Origin of the sequence: Streptomyces sp. AN091965, from assembly GCF_022698285.1 — a bacterium.
Classification (GTDB): Bacteria; Actinomycetota; Actinomycetes; order Streptomycetales; family Streptomycetaceae; genus Streptomyces.
The window spans coordinates 8499847-8515995 of the sequence record NZ_JALDMY010000001.1; the positions used below are offsets into that span (position 1 = coordinate 8499847).

Here is a 16149-nt window from a genome sequence, read left to right on the forward strand (position 1 = left end):
GCGACCGCCAGGGTTGTGCACAGGTCTGTCGGCCGTTACCCGTGGCGTGCACAATCAGCCGCATGACGATCACCGCGGGCGCGCCGCCCACGCACCACACGCCCGCAGGACTCGCCCTGGGGTTCCTGACGGGCGGTGTGATCGGGGCGTCGCTGACCGCCTTCATCAGCGGGTGCGTCGTCGAGAAGGTGACGCTGATCGTCGCGGGGCTGGCGCTGCCCGCGGTCTACGGCCTGGTCTTCTTCCTCGTCACCCTGCCGCGCCGCGCCCGTGAGGCCGCCGTAGCACCGCGCACGGCGCTCGCGATGATCGAGAGCCTGGAGGCCGTCAGGGGTGAGACCAGCGACGTACCGGTGCGGTTCGACCTGACCGTCGCGCCGGACGACGCGCCCGCCTACCGCGTCGAGATCCGGCAGGACATCAACCTCGTCGAGCTGTCCGGCTACCGGCGCCGCGGCGTCGTGGTGGTGGCCTACCCGCCGGACCAGCCGTGGAAGGCGCGGATCGTGGAACGGCCCACGCCGGAGTGGGAGGAGCGGGCGGCCACGGAGCTCTTGGACTCGGCGCCCGGCCCTGCCATGAAGAGCGAGGCCCCGGAGGGACTTGCCGGCGGTCTCCTCACGCTCCTCGGCCTGCTGCTCGGCGTGGCCGCCGTGCTCCTGCTGTTCCGGGCCGACCTGTTCGACTCCGACGGAAGCGGCGCGTCGCGGGGGCCGTCCGTCTCCTCCTCTTCTTCGTCGTCGTCGACGACGACCACCGTGACGTCGACGACCGGTACGGTCACCCTCGGCCCGGGCCAGTCGATGCTCGACCGGGGTGAACTGCGCAGGGCCGTCGAGTCGTTGACGCGGGGCGCGGGGCGGCGCCAAGCGCTCACCGTCGTGGTGCAGGACCGCATGCTGACGGTCGCGTTCTCTCCCACCGGCGTGAAGGGCGCCGGGTTCGACCCGCGTTCCCTGCCCTACGATCGCGTGCCCGCGCTGGTCGAGAAGGCCAGGGCCGACCTCGGCGCCGACTCGCCGCGGAGCTGGCAGCTGACCGCCGACGGCGTCAGCGGCTCGCTCACCCTCAGGGTCGTGGTGACCGGCGAGGGGGGCACGGGGACGCTGGAGGCGGACGGGCGGGGCAAAGTGCTGCGGCACAGCGGCAGTTGACCGGGTCGGCAGGAGGAGGGGCGCATGGGGTGGGACGAGTTCCTGGTGCTGTGGTGTGCGGTGTGGGGCGCGGCGGCGGTGGTCGGGTACGGCATGTCGCTGGCCGGGGTGACCAAGGCGCAGCGGGCGGTCCGGCTCACGGGGCGGATCGAGCGGGTGCGGGAGCCCCGTCACGGCGGGTCCCGGGTGGGCGGGATATCCGTGGTCGTCTCGTACCGCGATCCGGCCTCCGGGCAGGAGGTGACGGTGACGAACGACGGTGAGCGCGGCGAGGTGATCACCGCGGCGTGGGAGGGCCGGGAGGTCGGGGTCAGCCACCCGCGGGGCAGACCGCACGCCTACCGGTTCTCCACCGGCCCCGAGCAGGCCAGCAGGGGGCTGGGCGGGCCGCATTGCGCGCTCTTCCTGGTCTACGCCGGGCTTGTGGCCCTCGCCGCGGTCGACCGGGGGTGGCCGTGGGCGTTGATCGGCTTCGGCGGGCCGCTGGCGGTCTACGCGGCCGTCCACCTTCCCGGGACGGTACGTGCCAAGCACGACCGCATCGGCAGGCTGGCCGCGATGGAGGCCGCGCAGGGGCGGATCGTCGCGGTCCTGAAGGACGTCACCGTCGACCAGGCCGACGGCCACACCTCGACCACCATCACCCCGGTCGTCTCGTTCACCACCCGCGAGGGTACGGCTGTCACCGCCCACTGCACGGCACACCTGCCCGACCCCGCCCGTGCGTACGGCCGTGACGTCACGGTCCACCACACGCCCGCCGATCCGTCCGATTTCACGCTGGACCGCGCGGCCGAGCGGCGCTCGGAGAACCTGGACGTGGTGGTCAACGTCCTGGCGATCGTGGTCCTCGCGGCGACGGCTGTGGTGGGAGCGGCACTGCTCTGAGGCCCGGCCGCCCGGGGCGCGGCTCCACGAGCCAGGCCTCGGATCCGTCGTGGCGCGGCGCCTTCCCGGGCCGTCGTGCCGGTCACAGACCGAGGATGCTGAGCGTTTCGGGCCGGTGGCCGGCGTCCTCGTCGGTCTCGGCTTCCGTGGCGGCCGTTTCCGTCGTGACGAGGCTGATGACGGTGCCGCTCTCCTCGAACAGGACCTTCCGGTCGGCCAGTTCGGCCAGCCGTGCCCGCACCTGGTCGATCGGAATGCCCAGGTCGGACGCGAGCTTGGCGGGGCGGGCGGGGGACGTGAGCCGTCGCAGCATCGCCTCGGTCTCGGGCTCGACCGGGATCCACCGGCGGGTGCCGAACCGGGTGTCGAGCACGCCGGGCTCTCCGGCGCCGTCGGCCGTGAGCACCAGGCGGGGCGGGGTGTCCTGCTGCCAGGCGGCGTGCCAGGCGTCGGTCAGCTCGCGCAGCTTCGTGATCCACTCGATGGACTGGAGCTGATACGGCGCCAGGTTCTCGTCGACGAAGAAGTAGGCGAGGTCGTGGAGCTGCTCGTCCGGCACCACGGGATAGGCGAGCCGGTAGAACTCCAGGGGTTGCAGGGCGAGTTCGTACTCGTCCCGCTTGGTGAAGTACGGGCTGTACCGGTCGAAGCGGACCAGGAAGGTCCCGTCGGGCGGCGGCAGGTGGACCAGGTTCGGCAGGTCCGTCGCGTACTTCCGGTAGACGTCCTCCTCCTCGCCGGGGAAGCCGATGAGCAGGTTCCACACCGGAGCGATGTCGTACCGCAGGCACTTCTGGAGGAACTGGAGGTTGAGGAACGACGTGGTGCCCTTGGCCATGAGTTTCAGGGTCGAGGTCGCGAGGGCCTCGATGCCGGGCTGCACCTCGCGCACCCCGGCCTGCGCCATGGTGCGGAAGTCGCGGTCCGAGATGGGCACCTTGACCTCGTAGAAGAGGCGCGCTCCGGGCGGCGTCTTGAGGTGCGGGAAGACGTCACGCAGGTAGTTGCGCGGCATGATGTTGTCGGTGCCGTGAAACGCGGTGCACCAGGGGTGGTATTCGAAGAGCCAGTGGAGCTGCGCCAGCGCCTTCTCGGGGGCCATGGCGCGATATCCCATGCCCAAGCCGTTGAGCCCGCAGAACGTGCAGTGCGAGCGCTCTCCCCACCAGCAGCCGCGTGACGTCTCGAAGTAGAGCGTGGGTTCGTCCGTGCCGCCGCTCGCGCGCAGGGCTTCCTGCGAATCCTTGAACTTGTCGACGAAGCTCTGGTACTCCGGCTGAACGTAGTCGTCGATGTCGCAGTCCCGGCCGATGGCGCGGCGGAATCGGTCGACGCTCACATTGTGCCTGGTCATCACTCCGGGGATGGCCTCGGCCTGCGCGGGCTCGCCGTCGAGCAGGCGCCGGACGAACTCGGGAAAGGTGTGCAGGGCGGGCCCGGAGAAAATGTAGTCGAGGGCGGGGATCCGCTCGGCGAGGACCGCGCCCATGGGGGCTTCGCAATTGGCTCCGCCCATGATCGTGGTGACCTTGGAATTCCGCTGCTTGATCAGCTGCGCGAGGGCGATGCTGGGGATGCTCTGGGAGAACATGGAGGTGAACCCGACGATGTCGGCCGTCGCGAGGCCGTAGTCGTCGATGACGCCTTCGCAGAAGTCGCCCAGACGATTTCGTATGCGCAGCAGATGGGACCGGAAATCGCCCGACCGTTCGTCGGCGAAGTAGCGCTGGAAGTAGTCGGACGTGTTGTCGTCGGAGTCCGGGAAGGCCAGGTTGCGAAAGAGCCACTCGCCGATTCCGGTGGTCAGGTTGCCGTATTCGTTGGCGAGCCGGTTGTATTCACCGGCTCCGAACGAGAGCGCGAAGTCAATGTTGACGTAGCAGATGTCGGTCCGCACCGAATCGCCGAACTCGCGCTCGGTGTGCGCGGCGAGCTGACTCAACGCCACCGATGGGCGGTACCAGTCGGCGAACGGCATGTTGACCAGGGCGATCCGCATGATGCTCTCCTTCTCCGTGCTGGGTCGGAGCGTCCTGCCGGGCGCTCGGGCCGTCACGCCCGTGTCGCGGCGCGCCCCGCCGAAAACCGCTCCCTCCGGACGGAGGCGCGGCGCATCGATCAGGGACGACGGGTGACAGGGGAAGGGCGAACGACGCGGCCGGGTCAGGGGACAGCAGGTGGCCATGCGAGGCTTGCAGATGCCCTACCCGGGTGCAAGGAATGCGCAAGGACGGGCGGGGAATACCTGGCTGACGCGTTCTCGCGGTATGCCTTCGCCCTGCCGCGCGCCGTAATCCGGTCTTTTGGAGCGGAGGGAACCGACGGGCCTGAAGCCGGGGGCGGGTCAGTGTTCGCGGGGTGCGATCACGGTGCCCGTCCGCTCGTCGCGTACGAGGATTGCCTCCACCGGACAGCTCTCGCCGGCTTCGCGTACGAGATCGTTCTGCTCGACGCGGGGGTGGGTCGGCTGCGCGCGGTTGTCGACCAGCTGGAAATAGTCGGGTGCGATGCCCTCGCACATGCCGGACCCCATGCAGAGGGAGGTGTCGACTTTCACGCACCAGGGTTCCTTGCTCGGCGCTGTCATGTGTGCCCTCCTCCGGTTCGTGACACCCTGTGCCGCCGGTGCCGTGGGAGCTGTTTCACCGTCACGACGGTCTTAATCTGGCATCGTCCGCATTACGTGAATGCCAGCATGACGGGCCATCCAGCATAGGGATGTCCTGGTGCCAGGACATTAATCGGAACGTGGTGGGGAGTTCGGCCCGGGTACGGCGCTTGACCTCATAGTGCCGACGTTGGACAGTGGGGATGCCTGAGGGCCGGGCGCCGGATGAACGGCTGCCGCCCTTATCGACTCCGGAAGGCTTTGGCTGCCGGAGATTTTCTTTGCGGACGGCCCAGGACAGGGGTGCCTTTTCGGTTGGGCGAGACCGCGTTCGGCCGTGCCCCGATGTGACTCGTTCTCTGGTGCATTTCTTGTGGTGGGGTGATGGACGTGCGAGAACCGGTGGGCCTGGAGCGGTCGCCGAGCAGGGCCGTCGAGTCGACCGCACCCGACCTGGACGTGACGGTTCCGGCCCTGGTCGACCGCTGGGCCGTACAGACCCCCGAGGCCGTGGCCGTGGCGTGCGGTGACGTCCGCCTGACCTACCGGGACCTCGTCGACCGGGCGGGCCGGCTCGCGCGGGCGCTGGCCGGGCGCGGTGTGGGGCCGGAGTCGGTCGTGGCCGTGGTGCTGCCCGCGTCGGCCGACCTGATGGTGGTCCTGCTGGGAGTGCTGAAGGCCGGTGCCGCGTACCTGCCGATCGACCCGGACTATCCCGCTGAGCGGGTCGCGTTCATGCTCGGCGACGCGCAGCCGGTCCTGGTGCTGACCACGGAACAAGCGTCGGCCCGGCTGCCGCGAACCTGCCCCCATGTGACGCTCGACGGCCTCGACGACGCGGCCGGCCTCCATGACCACGATGGCGACGCGGCCGGCCTCGCCGCCCCGGCCGCCACGGGCCGGGCCGACCCCGCCTCGTCCGCGAAACCCTCTTGCGGGACGGCGGCCTGCCACCCCGATCAACTCGTCTACGTCATCTACACGTCGGGGTCGAGCGGTGTGCCCAAGGGAGTCGCCGTCACCCACCGGGCCCTGGTGGCCTTCGCGAGCGACCGCGTCTGGCGCACGGGGACCCAGGAACGCGTACTCCTGCACTTGCCCTTGGCATTTGACGCCTCGGTGTATCCCTTGTGGGTGCCGCTGATCAACGGAGGCCGGCTCGTCGTCAGTACCGCGCGGGAGCTGACGCCTGCCACGCTGGCGGCGATGGTGGCCGACCACGGAGTCACCGCGGCCATGGTGATCAGCTCGGTGTTCAACCTGCTGGTCGAGGAGGACGCGCGCTGCCTCGCGGGCATCCGTGAGGTGGTCATCGGCGGGGAACGCGTCTCGCCGCCCTTCGTCCGGCGCGCCCGGGCCGCCTGCCCGGACACCGTCTTCGCGAACCTGTACGGACCGACCGAGACGACGGTGTTCGCCACCGCCCACGTGATGGCGCCCGCGGCGCGCTCGGACGCACCGGTGGAGACAGGCATACAGGCCGAAGCGGGCGTACCGGCTGACGTAGGTACGTCGTCCGCTGCGGAGTCCGTCGTCGAGATCGCCGGGGAGGTCCCCGTCGGGCGTCCCTTCGAGCGCATGTGCGCCCTGGTGCTCGACGAGCGGCTGCGGCCGACGCCTCCGGGGGCGCGCGGCGAGATCTACCTCGCGGGCGTCCAACTGGCGCGCGGCTATCTGAACAGGGCCGGGCTCACCGCCGAGCGGTTCGTCGCCTGTCCGTACGGGCCCGCCGGGACACGCATGTACCGCACGGGCGACATGGGGTTCAGCACGCCGGACGGCACGCTGGTCTGCCAGGGCCGGGCCGACGACCAGGTGAAGGTGCGGGGGTTCCGCATCGAGCTGGGCGAGATCGAGACGACCCTCCTCGCCCACCCGGCGGTGGCACACGCGGCGGCGGCCGTCCACGCCGACGACGGCCTGGGCAAGCACCTGGTGGGTTACGTGGTGCCCGCCGACGACCCGACCGCGCCGGGCGGTGCCGAGGCGGAGTGGCTCAGGGAGTTCCTCGCGCGGCGCCTTCCGGGATACATGGTGCCCTCGGTGTTCGTGACCCTGGACCGGCTGCCGCTCACCCCGAACGGAAAGCTGGACCGGGCCGCCCTGCCCGCACCGGAGTTCGGCGCCGGCGCCTACCGCGCTCCCCGCACCGCGCACGAGCAGGTCGTCGCGGAGGTGTTCGCCGAGGTGCTCGGTCTGGAGCGGGTCGGGGGCGACGACGACTTCGTCGCCCTGGGCGGCGACAGCATCCAGTCGATCCAGGTGGCGGCCCGCGCCCGTGCCCGGGGCCTCACGCTCGACGTACGGGAGATCCTCCAGCGCCGCACGGTCACCACCCTGGCGACGGCGGCGTCCACCGCGGGGCGCGGCGAGGCCGAAAGGAAGCTGGAGGAGCTCGAAGGCGCCGGAGCGGGGTGGATGCCGCTGTTGCCCGCGGCGCGGTGGATCAAGGACAGGGGCGCCGGGTTCGAGCGGCTGACCCAGGCCGCCGTCCTGGAACTTCCCGAGGGAATCGACCGGGACGGTCTCGTCGCCACGGTGGCCGCCGTCGTCGACCGGCACGACCTGCTGCGGGCCCGCCTCGTACCGGACGGAGTGGTCGTCGAGCCGCCGGGCCGGGTGGACGTCGGCCGCCTGGTCCGGCGGGTCGAGTGCGACGGGCACTGGGACGAGGAGAGCTGGCATCCCCTGCTCACGGCCCAACTCGACGCGGCAGCAGGCGAGATGGACCCCGCCCGGGGCCTGCTGGCCGCATGCGTGTGGTTCGACGCCGCCGCGGGGCCGGGCCGCTTGCTGATGGTGGTGCATCACCTGGCCGCCGACGGGGTGACCTGGCGGATCCTGATGCCGGACTTCGCCGCGGCCTGGAAGCGGATACGGGCGGGGGAGCGGCCCGCGCTGCCGCCGGTGGCCACCTCGGCGCGACGCTGGGCGCACGCGATGGCGGACGCCGCGTACGCCGAGGCGCGGGTGGCCGAACTGCCCTACTGGCGCTCCGTCCTGGAGGGGCCGGACCCGGAGTTGGGAGCGCGGCGCCTCGACCCGGCCGTCGACACCATGGACACCGTGCGACGGGTGCGGGTCTCGCTGCCGCCCCACGTCACGCGGACGCTGCTGACCGCCGTGCCCTCGGCCTTCCACGGCGGCGTCCACGACGGCCTGCTGACCGGGCTCGCCCTGGCCGTCGCGGACTGGCGCCGGCGACGCGGCACGGACGAGCCGTCCCTGCTGCTCCACCTCGAAGGCCACGGGCGGGAGGAGGAGATCGCACCGGGCGCGGACCTGTCCCGCACCGCGGGCTGGCTCTCCAGCGTCTTCCCCGTCCGCCTCGACCTGGACGGGATCGACGTGGCGGAGGCCTTCGCCGGGGGGCCGGCCGCGGGCACGGCCCTCAAGCTGGTCAAGGAGCAGTCGCGAGCCGTCCCGGGCAAGGGCATGGGATACGGACTGCTGCGCTACATGAACGGCCGGACCGCCCCGGCGCTCGCGCCCTACCCGCTCGGCCAGGTCGGGTTCAACTACCTGGGCCGCTTCTCCGCCGCCGACCTCCCCGACGAACTGCGCGGCCTCGGCTGGACACGCACCGGTGACCGCGCCGAGCTGGAGACCCTCGCGGCGCTCGACGCCGGACACAACCCCCTCATGCCCGCGCCCTGCGAACTGGCCGTCAACGCCACGGTGGCCGACGACGCCGACGGGCCGCGCCTCGCGGCCACGTTCGCCGCGCCGCAAGGCGTGCTCTCCCGTGCCGAGGTGCGCGAGCTGGCCGACCTGTGGTGCGCCGCCCTGGAGGGCCTGGCCCGGCACGCGCGCGCCCCGGGCGCCGGAGGCCTGACCCCCTCGGACGTACCGCTGGTCGCCGTGGCGCAGAGCGAACTCGACGCGTGGGGCAAGGAACACCCGGGCCTCGTGGACGTATGGCCGCTGACGCCCCTGCAAGCCGGGATGGTGCACCACACGACGCTCGCGGGCACGGACTCAGGTACCTACCACGTACAGCTCGTGATCGGGGTCCGCGGCGCGGTCGACGCCCCGCGGATGCGCGCGGCGGCCCGCTCCCTGGTCGACCGGCACGCGGCTCTGCGCACCGCATTCGTGACGACGGAGGCGGGGGACCGGGTCCAGCTGGTCGTCGCGCGCGCCGAGCCCCCGTGGCGCGAGGTCACGCTGCCCGACGACACCGCGTTCGAGGCCTTCCTGGCCGAGGAGCGCGGCGCGCCCTTCGACCTGGCGGGCCCTCCCCTGCTGCGGTGGACCCTCGCCCGCGTCGGCCCGAGCCGCGCCGAGCTGATCCTCACCGCCCACCACGCCCTGTTCGACGGCTGGTCGGAACCGATCCTGGCGCGGGACCTGCTGCGCTCGTACGGCGGGGACAGCGCCGTCGCGGACCCCCGTTCCTTCAAGGACTTCCTGGGCTGGCTCGCGCGCCGGGACCGGGAGCGGTCGGCGCGCGCGCACGCGCAGGCGCTCGCGGGGCTGAGCGAGCCCACCCTGGTGGCCCCCGCCCGCGCACCCGACCCGGCCGCCGCCCCGCCCGCGACCACCGACTCCACCGGCCCCGGCGAACTCGACGTACCCCTGAGCGACCGTGACGCGGACACGCTCGCCCGGCGCGCCGTCGAACTCGGCTGCACCCTCAACAACGTCGTGCAGGCGGCCTGGGGGATCGTGCTTGGCCGGCTCACCGCGAGCACCGACGTGGTGTTCGGCGGCGCGGTGTCCGCCCGGCCCCCGGAGGTGGACGGCGTCGAGTCGATGGTGGGGCTGTTCCTCAACACCGTGCCGGTGCGGGCGAGGTGCGGGCCCTGGCAGACGCTCGCCGAGGTGGCGGCGGGGGTGCGCGCCACCCAGAACGGCCTGCTCGACCACCACCACTGTGCCCTCCTTGACGTGCACGAGGCCGTGGGTCTCGACGTCCTCTTCGACACCCTCGTCGCCTTCCAGTCCCATCCGCCCCGGCACCCGGAGATCGCCGCGGCGGGCGCCACGGGAGGCCTTGACGTCACGGCGTGCCGGTCCGTCGGCGCGTCGCACTATCCGCTGGTCGTGTACGCGGACCAGGACCACCGGCTGCGGCTGCGGCTCCAGTACCGGCGCGGCGCCTTCGACCGGACCGCGGCCACGCGGGTCGCGGACGCGTTCGGGCGCGTGCTGCGCGCGTTCGCTGACGATCCCGGCCGTTCGGTTGCCTCCGTGGCCGTGACGGAGCCCGGCGTGACGGTCCCGGACACCCCGGGCCCGGCACGGTCGGCCGCCCGAACGCGCCGGGTCTCGGCCACGGACCTCTTCACCCGGCGCGCCGCCACGGACCCCGGTGCGGAAGCCCTGATCGCCGACGGCTCCGCGCCGACCTGGCGGGACCTGAACGACAGGGCGGACCGCCTCGCGCGGCGGCTGCGCCGACGCGGCCTGGGACCCGAAGCCGTGGTGGCCGCCTGCTGCTCCGACCCGGCGGACCGGGCCGTGGCCCTGCTCGCCGTGGTGAGGAGCGGCGCCTGCCTGCTGCCGATCGACCCCGGTGACCCGCGGGCGTGGACTGCCGCCGTCCTGGCGGACGCCCGCCCGCACGCGCTCGTCGCGGACCCGGCCGCCGCCGCCCTGACCTGGCCCGGCCTGACGCCGATACCGGTCGACGCCCCCGGCGACGACGGCACGGATCCCGCGCCCCCGCCGGGCGACCCGACCCCGCCACCGGCCCGACCCGTCCGGCCGGAACACCTCGCCTACCTCCGCTACGGTCCGGACGCGGCAGCGCAGCCGTACGCCGTGGCCCTCACCCACGCCGCCCTGGCCGACGGCGCGCCCGCGACCGGCCCCGGGGCCGGTGTCTGGGACCCGCTGCTCGGCCTGTGCCGCGGCCGCGCCGTCGACGTGCGGCGCGACGCACCGCCGCCGGACGCCCTCCGCGCGGAGGGCGCGCACATCCGGCTGCTCGGCCCCACCCTCGCCCCGGCCGGGCCGGGCGCCGTGGGCGAGCTGTACGTCGCCGGGGAGTTCGCCCGCGGCCTGCACCGGCGCCCCGGGCTCAGCGCCGGGCACTTCGTCGCCGACCCCTACGGGCCGCCCGGCGCCCGCATGCTCCGTACCGGAGTACGCGCCCGGCGCGGCGCCGACCACCGCGTCGAGCCCGTGGGCGACCGGGCGCGGACCGAGGCCACGGCGGTGGAGACCGTGCTGCTGTCCCACCCCGAGGTGGCCGAAGCGCTCGTGGTCACCGGTGGACCCGGGACGACCGGGTCCACCGCGTACGTCGTCACGGTCGACGGGCGTCCGGTGTCCACGCACGAGGTGCTCGACCTCGTCGTCCAGCGGCTGCCCGCCCGGGTGGTCCCCCTCGCCGTGACGCGGGTCGAACGGCTGCTGTCCGGCGCGGCCGGGGCCGCCCGCCGCCCGCGGCGGACCGCGGCCGGCCGCAGAGCGCCGCGCGACGAGCGGGAGACCACGCTGGTCAAGCTGTTCACCGAGGCGCTCGGGCACGACGGGCTCGGCATCGACGACGACTTCTTCGCCTGCGGCGGCAACTCCCTGCGGGCGACCAGGCTGATCAACCGCATGCGCACCGAGCTGGGGGCGCAGGTGTCGATCCGGACCGTCTTCGCGTACCCGACCGTCGCCGAGCTGGCCGCGCGGTGGACGACCGTCGCCGCGGTCGGCCGCCCCGGGCTGCGCCGGGTCACCGAGATCCCTGAGGAGTAGCCGCGCATGAGTGTCGACATCGACGAGCTGGTCCCGGAGAGCCCCTACGTCTGGCGGGCGCGCAGGCCGGGTCACCGGCGGCGGCTGATCTGCTTCCCGCACGCGGGCGCGGGCGCCGCCGCCTACACGGCCTGGGCCGAGCGGCTTCCCGCGGACGTCGAACTGGTCGCGGTGCAGCTGCCCGGCCGTCAGAACCGGATCACCGAGGAGCCCTTCACCGAGGTCGGCCCGCTGGTCAGGGTCCTGGTCCACGCCCTGCGCGCCGTCCTGGACGGCCCGGTCGCCTTCTTCGGCCACTCCTGCGGGGCGGCGCTGGCCTACGAACTCGCCCAGGCGCTGCGCGCGCGGGGCCACCGGGGCCCCGAGCAGCTCTTCCTCTCCGCGCAACCGGCGCCGGGGCGAACGGGCGTACGGCAGCTCCACGAACTGCCGGACGACGAGTTCCGCGCCGAGATCGTCCGGCTCGGCGGGATCGAGGCCGAGATCCTCGCCGACGAGGACGTGCTGGGCTCCCTCCTGACCGTCCTGCGCGCGGACTTCGCGCTGTGGGAACGACACCGCCTGACCGCGGGGCCGCCGCTGGAGTGCCCCGTCACCGTGCTCGCGGGCACGGCCGACCCGCGGTCCCCCGTGGACACCCTGGGCGGGTGGTCGGCGTGCACCACCAAGGACGTCACCACCCGGCTGTACGAGGGCGGCCACTTCTACTTCCTGGACGAGCTGGCCGACGTGGTCGCGTTCGTCGGCGAGCGGACACTGGCCCCGGCGACGGATGGGGGAACGAGATGACGCACGTCGACGGGCCCGGCCCGCGCGACCGGGCCGACCGGCCTTCCCCGACCGGTCGGTTCGGCCGGTGCGGTGCGTCCGGGCAGTTCGACGAGGAGGCCCTCGACCGCGTCGCCGACGCGGCCCGGCGGCTCCCCGGCGTCGCCGACGCGGCCGCGGTCGCCCGCAGGACGGCCGGCCCCGCCGCGCCGCCCGCGTCCGCCGCCCCCGGCCCGCCGCCGCCCGCGGCCGCGGCCGAGGGCCCGCTCGCCGACCTCGACGGCGGGCCCCTGACCGTTCCCGACGGCGCGCCCGCCACGCTGCAAGCGGCCCTCCGTACGGCGGCCGCGTACGCCCCCGACCGCGGCACGGTCTTCATCAGGCGCGACCACGACGACGACGTCCAGACGTACCCGGAGCTGCTCGCCGAGGCCGAGCGAGCCCTCGGCGGTCTGCGCGCGGCGGGACTGCGCCCCGGCGACTCCGCCCTCTTCGTGTTCGCCGACAACCGCGCCTACCTCACGGCCTTCTGGGCGTGCGTGCTCGGCGGGTTCGTCCCGGCGCCCGTCGCCGTCGCCCCGACGTACCGGACGCGCAACGAACCCAACCGCAAGCTGCACAACGCCTGGGAACTGCTCGGCCGGCCGGTGCTGCTCACCGACACGGCCACCGCGGGGACGCTGGCCGAGGTGCGCGCGCTGTGGGGCGAGCCCGACGTGCGCGTCCTCACCACCCACGACCTCCTCCAGGCGCCGCCGGACCACGACTGGTTCCCCGCGACCCCCGAGGACACCGTCCTCGACCTGCTCACCTCCGGCAGCACCGGCGTGCCCAAGTGCGTACGGCACACCCACGCCTCAGTGGCGGCCCGTACGTACGCGGTCGCCGCGCACTGCGGACTGACCGAGCACGACGTCAGCCTCATCTGGATGCCGCTGGACCACGTGACCGTCGCGATGTACAACGTGCGCGACGTGTTCGTCAGGTGCTGGCACGTCAACGCGAGGACCGACCACTTCCTCGTCGACCCCCTGCTCTGGCTCGACTGGATGGACCGGTACCGGGTGACCAACACCTGGGCGCCCAACTTCGCCTTCTCCATGGTCAACGAACAGGGCGCGGAGATCCGCCGGCGGTCCTGGGACCTGTCCCGCGTCCGCGAGCTGGTCAACGCGGGGGAGCCCGTCGTCGCCGCGACCAGCCACCGGTTCCTGGAACTCCTCGCGCCGCACGGGCTGCGCGCCGACGCGATGGTGCCGTGCTGGGGCATGTCGGAGACGTGCTCGGGGGTCACCTACACCCGGCAGAGCCGCACCGAGCCCGCCGTCGGCACCGTCGCCGTGGACCCCGCGTCCCTGGGCGGCGCCGTCCGCCTGCTGCCGCCCGACGACCGGCGCGCGACGGTGCTCTCCACCGTGGGACGGCCGATTCCCGGAGTCCGGCTGCGCGTCACGGGCGACGACGGGTCCGTCCTGCCGGAGCACAGGGTGGGTGAACTCCGCATCCAGGGCGCCACGATGACGCGCGGCTACTTCCGCAACGACGAGGCCAACCGTGCCGCGTACGACGAGCACCGCTGGTTCCGCACCGGTGACCTCGCCTTCGTCAGCGACGGCGAGGTCGTCATCGCCGGGCGTGCCAAGGACCAGATCATCGTGCGCGGCATCAACTACCTGGCGCACGAACTGGAGAGCGTCGTCGAGCGGGTCGACGGCGTACGGCCCACGTTCGTGGCCGCGGCGGGGGTGCGCGAACCCGCCGCCACGTCCGACCGCCTCGCTGTCTTCTTCGTGCCCGAGGACCCGGCCGGGCACGACGAGGCCAAGACGCTCGCCCGGATCGCCGAGGACACGCGCCTGGTCCTGGGGCGGGAGGCCGGGCTCGCCCCGGACCTGCTGGTGCCCCTGAGGGAGGACGAGTTCCCCAAGACCAGCAGCGGGAAGATCCAGCGGTCCGCGCTGGCCGACCGGCTGCGCGCCGGAGCGTTCGACGACCGCCTCATCACGACCACCGGGGAGACGGAACGACGCGGAGTCGCCCGGCGCCAGTGGGCACCCCTGCCCAGGCACACCCCCCGGGCCGACGACGGCGTGCGGCTGCTGCTCGCCGACAAGGAGGTGCTCAGGCGGCTGCGCCCCGACGGCCCGCTGGTCGTCGCGGCCCGGGGCGAGGGGTTCGTCGAGGAGGTACCGGACCGCTACCGCGTGCGGCCGGACGACCGGGCGCGGATGCGGGACCTGCTGCGGTCGGTGACCGGCCGGCACGGCGCGATCTCCACCGTCGTGTTCGCCCTCCCGCTGTCGTGCGACGGCGACCCCCTGACGAAGCTGACCGCGACGACGGCCGAACTGACCGCGCTGATCGGCGCGCTCGCCGAGGAGGAGTTCGGCAGTCCCCTCGTGCTCGTCCTCACCGCGGGAGCGCTGCACGTCCGCGACGGCGACCGGGTCGACCTCGGCACCTGCGCGGTGCCCGGCCTGGTCAGGACCGCGGCCGGAGAGTCCGCCACGCCGCGGATCCGGCACCTCGACCTGCCCGCCGACCACCGGCGGTGGGAGCAGGCGCTGCGCACGGAACTGACCGACCGGGACCGTACCGGCGTCGTCGCCGCACGGGACCAGCACCGCTGGCGGCCGGTCCTGGTACCCGTCCCCGAGGACAGCGGCACGGACGGCGCCGCACCGCCGGTGATCACGGGCGGCCGGTACCTGATCACCGGCGGCCTCGGCGGCATCGCCCTGGACATCGCCGGACACCTGCTGGCCGCGTACGGGGCCAAGCTGCTGCTCGTGGGGCGCTCGCCCGCCGAGGGGGAGAAGGCCGCCCGCCTCGCCGAACTGGCCGAGTTGGGCGACGTCCGACACCACCGGGCCGACGTCGCCGACGACATCGCCCTCGAAGCCGCGCTCGCCTCGGCCGAGGAGGCCTGGGGCGCGCCCGTGGACGGGGTGCTGCATCTGGCCGCCGCCGACCCGACCGGGCAGTGGGCGGCCCTCGAACGGCACACCCTCGCCCGGGAGACCGCGGCGACCTTCGCCGAGCAGTACCACGCCAAGGTGGCCGGAACGCTCGCCGTGGCCCGGGTGCTCCACCGCCGCCCGGACGCCACGCTCGTCCTCTTCGGCTCAGTGAACGGCGAGTTCGGCGGCCATTCGTTCGGCGCCTACTCCGCGGCCAACGCCTTCCTCGTGGGCTTCGCCGACCACTGGCGGCACGAACACGGCCGTTCCGTACGGTGCTTGGCCTGGAGCATGTGGAGCGGCGTCGGCATGAACCGGGACCAGCCGAGCGAGCCCGCGCGGCGCCGCGGGTTCCTGGCCGTCGACCCCGACGAGGGCCTGAAGCTGCTCCTGGGCGCCCTGACCTCCCCCCACCACTACCTGCTCCTCGGCCTCGACCTCGCCCATCCGCGGATCGTCGAGGAACTGGCCCCGCAAGGGCTGCGCGTCAGCGAACTCGTGGTCGCCTACACCCGGCGGGACGCCCCCTCCACCCCGCGGGCCGCCGCTGAGGACGCCCGCCCCGAGGCCGTGCGCGCCGCCCTGGAGCCCCATGTCCGCGCCTGTCCGGTGCCGGTGCGCCTCGTGGAGCTGCCGCGCATCCCCCGGCACGCCGACGGCACCGTCGACGTGCCGCGGCTCCTGCTCGACGCGTCCCCGCGCCGGGCCGCCCGCGCCCACACCCCGCCGGCCACCGAACTCGAACGGCGCCTGGCCCGCATCTGGTCCGACGCCCTCGACCGCCCACGGGTGGGCAGGGACGACTCGTTCTTCGAACTCGGCGGCGACTCCCTGCGCGCCGCCCGGCTGCTCGGCCTGGTCGACGACCGGATCGCGGTCCGCATGACCACCCAGGAGTTCTACGAGGACCCGACGGTCGCGGGCATGGCCGCGACCGTCGAACGACGCCGCACGCCCCCGGCGGAAGTCACCCCCCTTGCGCCTCCCCCCGAATCCCCCCTTCCGAGGCCTCCCTTCTGAAGAGCGTGCGCTGTCTACCGGCCCTGGCTCGCGTGGCAAGAACGATCGAGGAGCG

At 73.6% G+C, this 16149-nt stretch carries 7 protein-coding genes; 5 read left to right on the plus strand and 2 right to left on the minus strand.

The window, feature by feature from the left end; all coding sequences use genetic code 11:
- Positions 1–62: 62 nt before the first annotated feature.
- Complete coding sequence (locus MQV74_RS35340; RefSeq protein ID WP_242727160.1) at positions 63–1154, plus strand: hypothetical protein; 1092 nt, start codon at positions 63–65, stop codon at positions 1152–1154.
- Between the two features lie 24 nt (positions 1155–1178).
- Entirely contained in the window at positions 1179–2042 is an 864-nt protein-coding gene (locus MQV74_RS35345; RefSeq protein WP_242727161.1) for a DUF3592 domain-containing protein, read from the plus strand.
- 82 nt (positions 2043–2124) lie between these two features.
- Here MQV74_RS35345 and MQV74_RS35350 read toward each other — a convergent pair whose 3' ends face one another.
- Positions 2125–4041 (minus strand): RiPP maturation radical SAM C-methyltransferase, encoded by a 1917-nt coding sequence (locus tag MQV74_RS35350; protein ID WP_242727169.1) that lies wholly within the window; start codon positions 4039–4041, stop codon positions 2125–2127.
- A 345-nt stretch (positions 4042–4386) separates the two neighbouring features.
- Positions 4387–4629 (minus strand): ferredoxin, encoded by a 243-nt coding sequence (locus MQV74_RS35355; protein WP_242727171.1) that lies wholly within the window; start codon positions 4627–4629, stop codon positions 4387–4389.
- Positions 4630–5034: 405 nt separating this feature from the next.
- Here MQV74_RS35355 and MQV74_RS35360 point away from each other — a divergent pair, with 405 nt between their 5' ends.
- The 3 genes from MQV74_RS35360 to MQV74_RS35370 are packed head-to-tail and all read left to right on the plus strand — an operon-like array spanning position 5035 to position 16094.
- Complete coding sequence (locus MQV74_RS35360) at positions 5035–11346, plus strand: non-ribosomal peptide synthetase (protein WP_242727173.1); 6312 nt, start codon at positions 5035–5037, stop codon at positions 11344–11346.
- A 6-nt stretch (positions 11347–11352) separates the two neighbouring features.
- Complete coding sequence (locus MQV74_RS35365; protein ID WP_242727175.1) at positions 11353–12135, plus strand: thioesterase II family protein; 783 nt, start codon at positions 11353–11355, stop codon at positions 12133–12135.
- On the plus strand, positions 12132–16094 hold the full coding sequence (locus MQV74_RS35370) for an SDR family NAD(P)-dependent oxidoreductase (RefSeq protein ID WP_242727176.1): 3963 nt from the start codon (positions 12132–12134) through the stop codon (positions 16092–16094). The genes MQV74_RS35365 and MQV74_RS35370 overlap by 4 nt, the downstream gene beginning before the upstream one ends.
- Positions 16095–16149 lie beyond the last annotated feature (55 nt).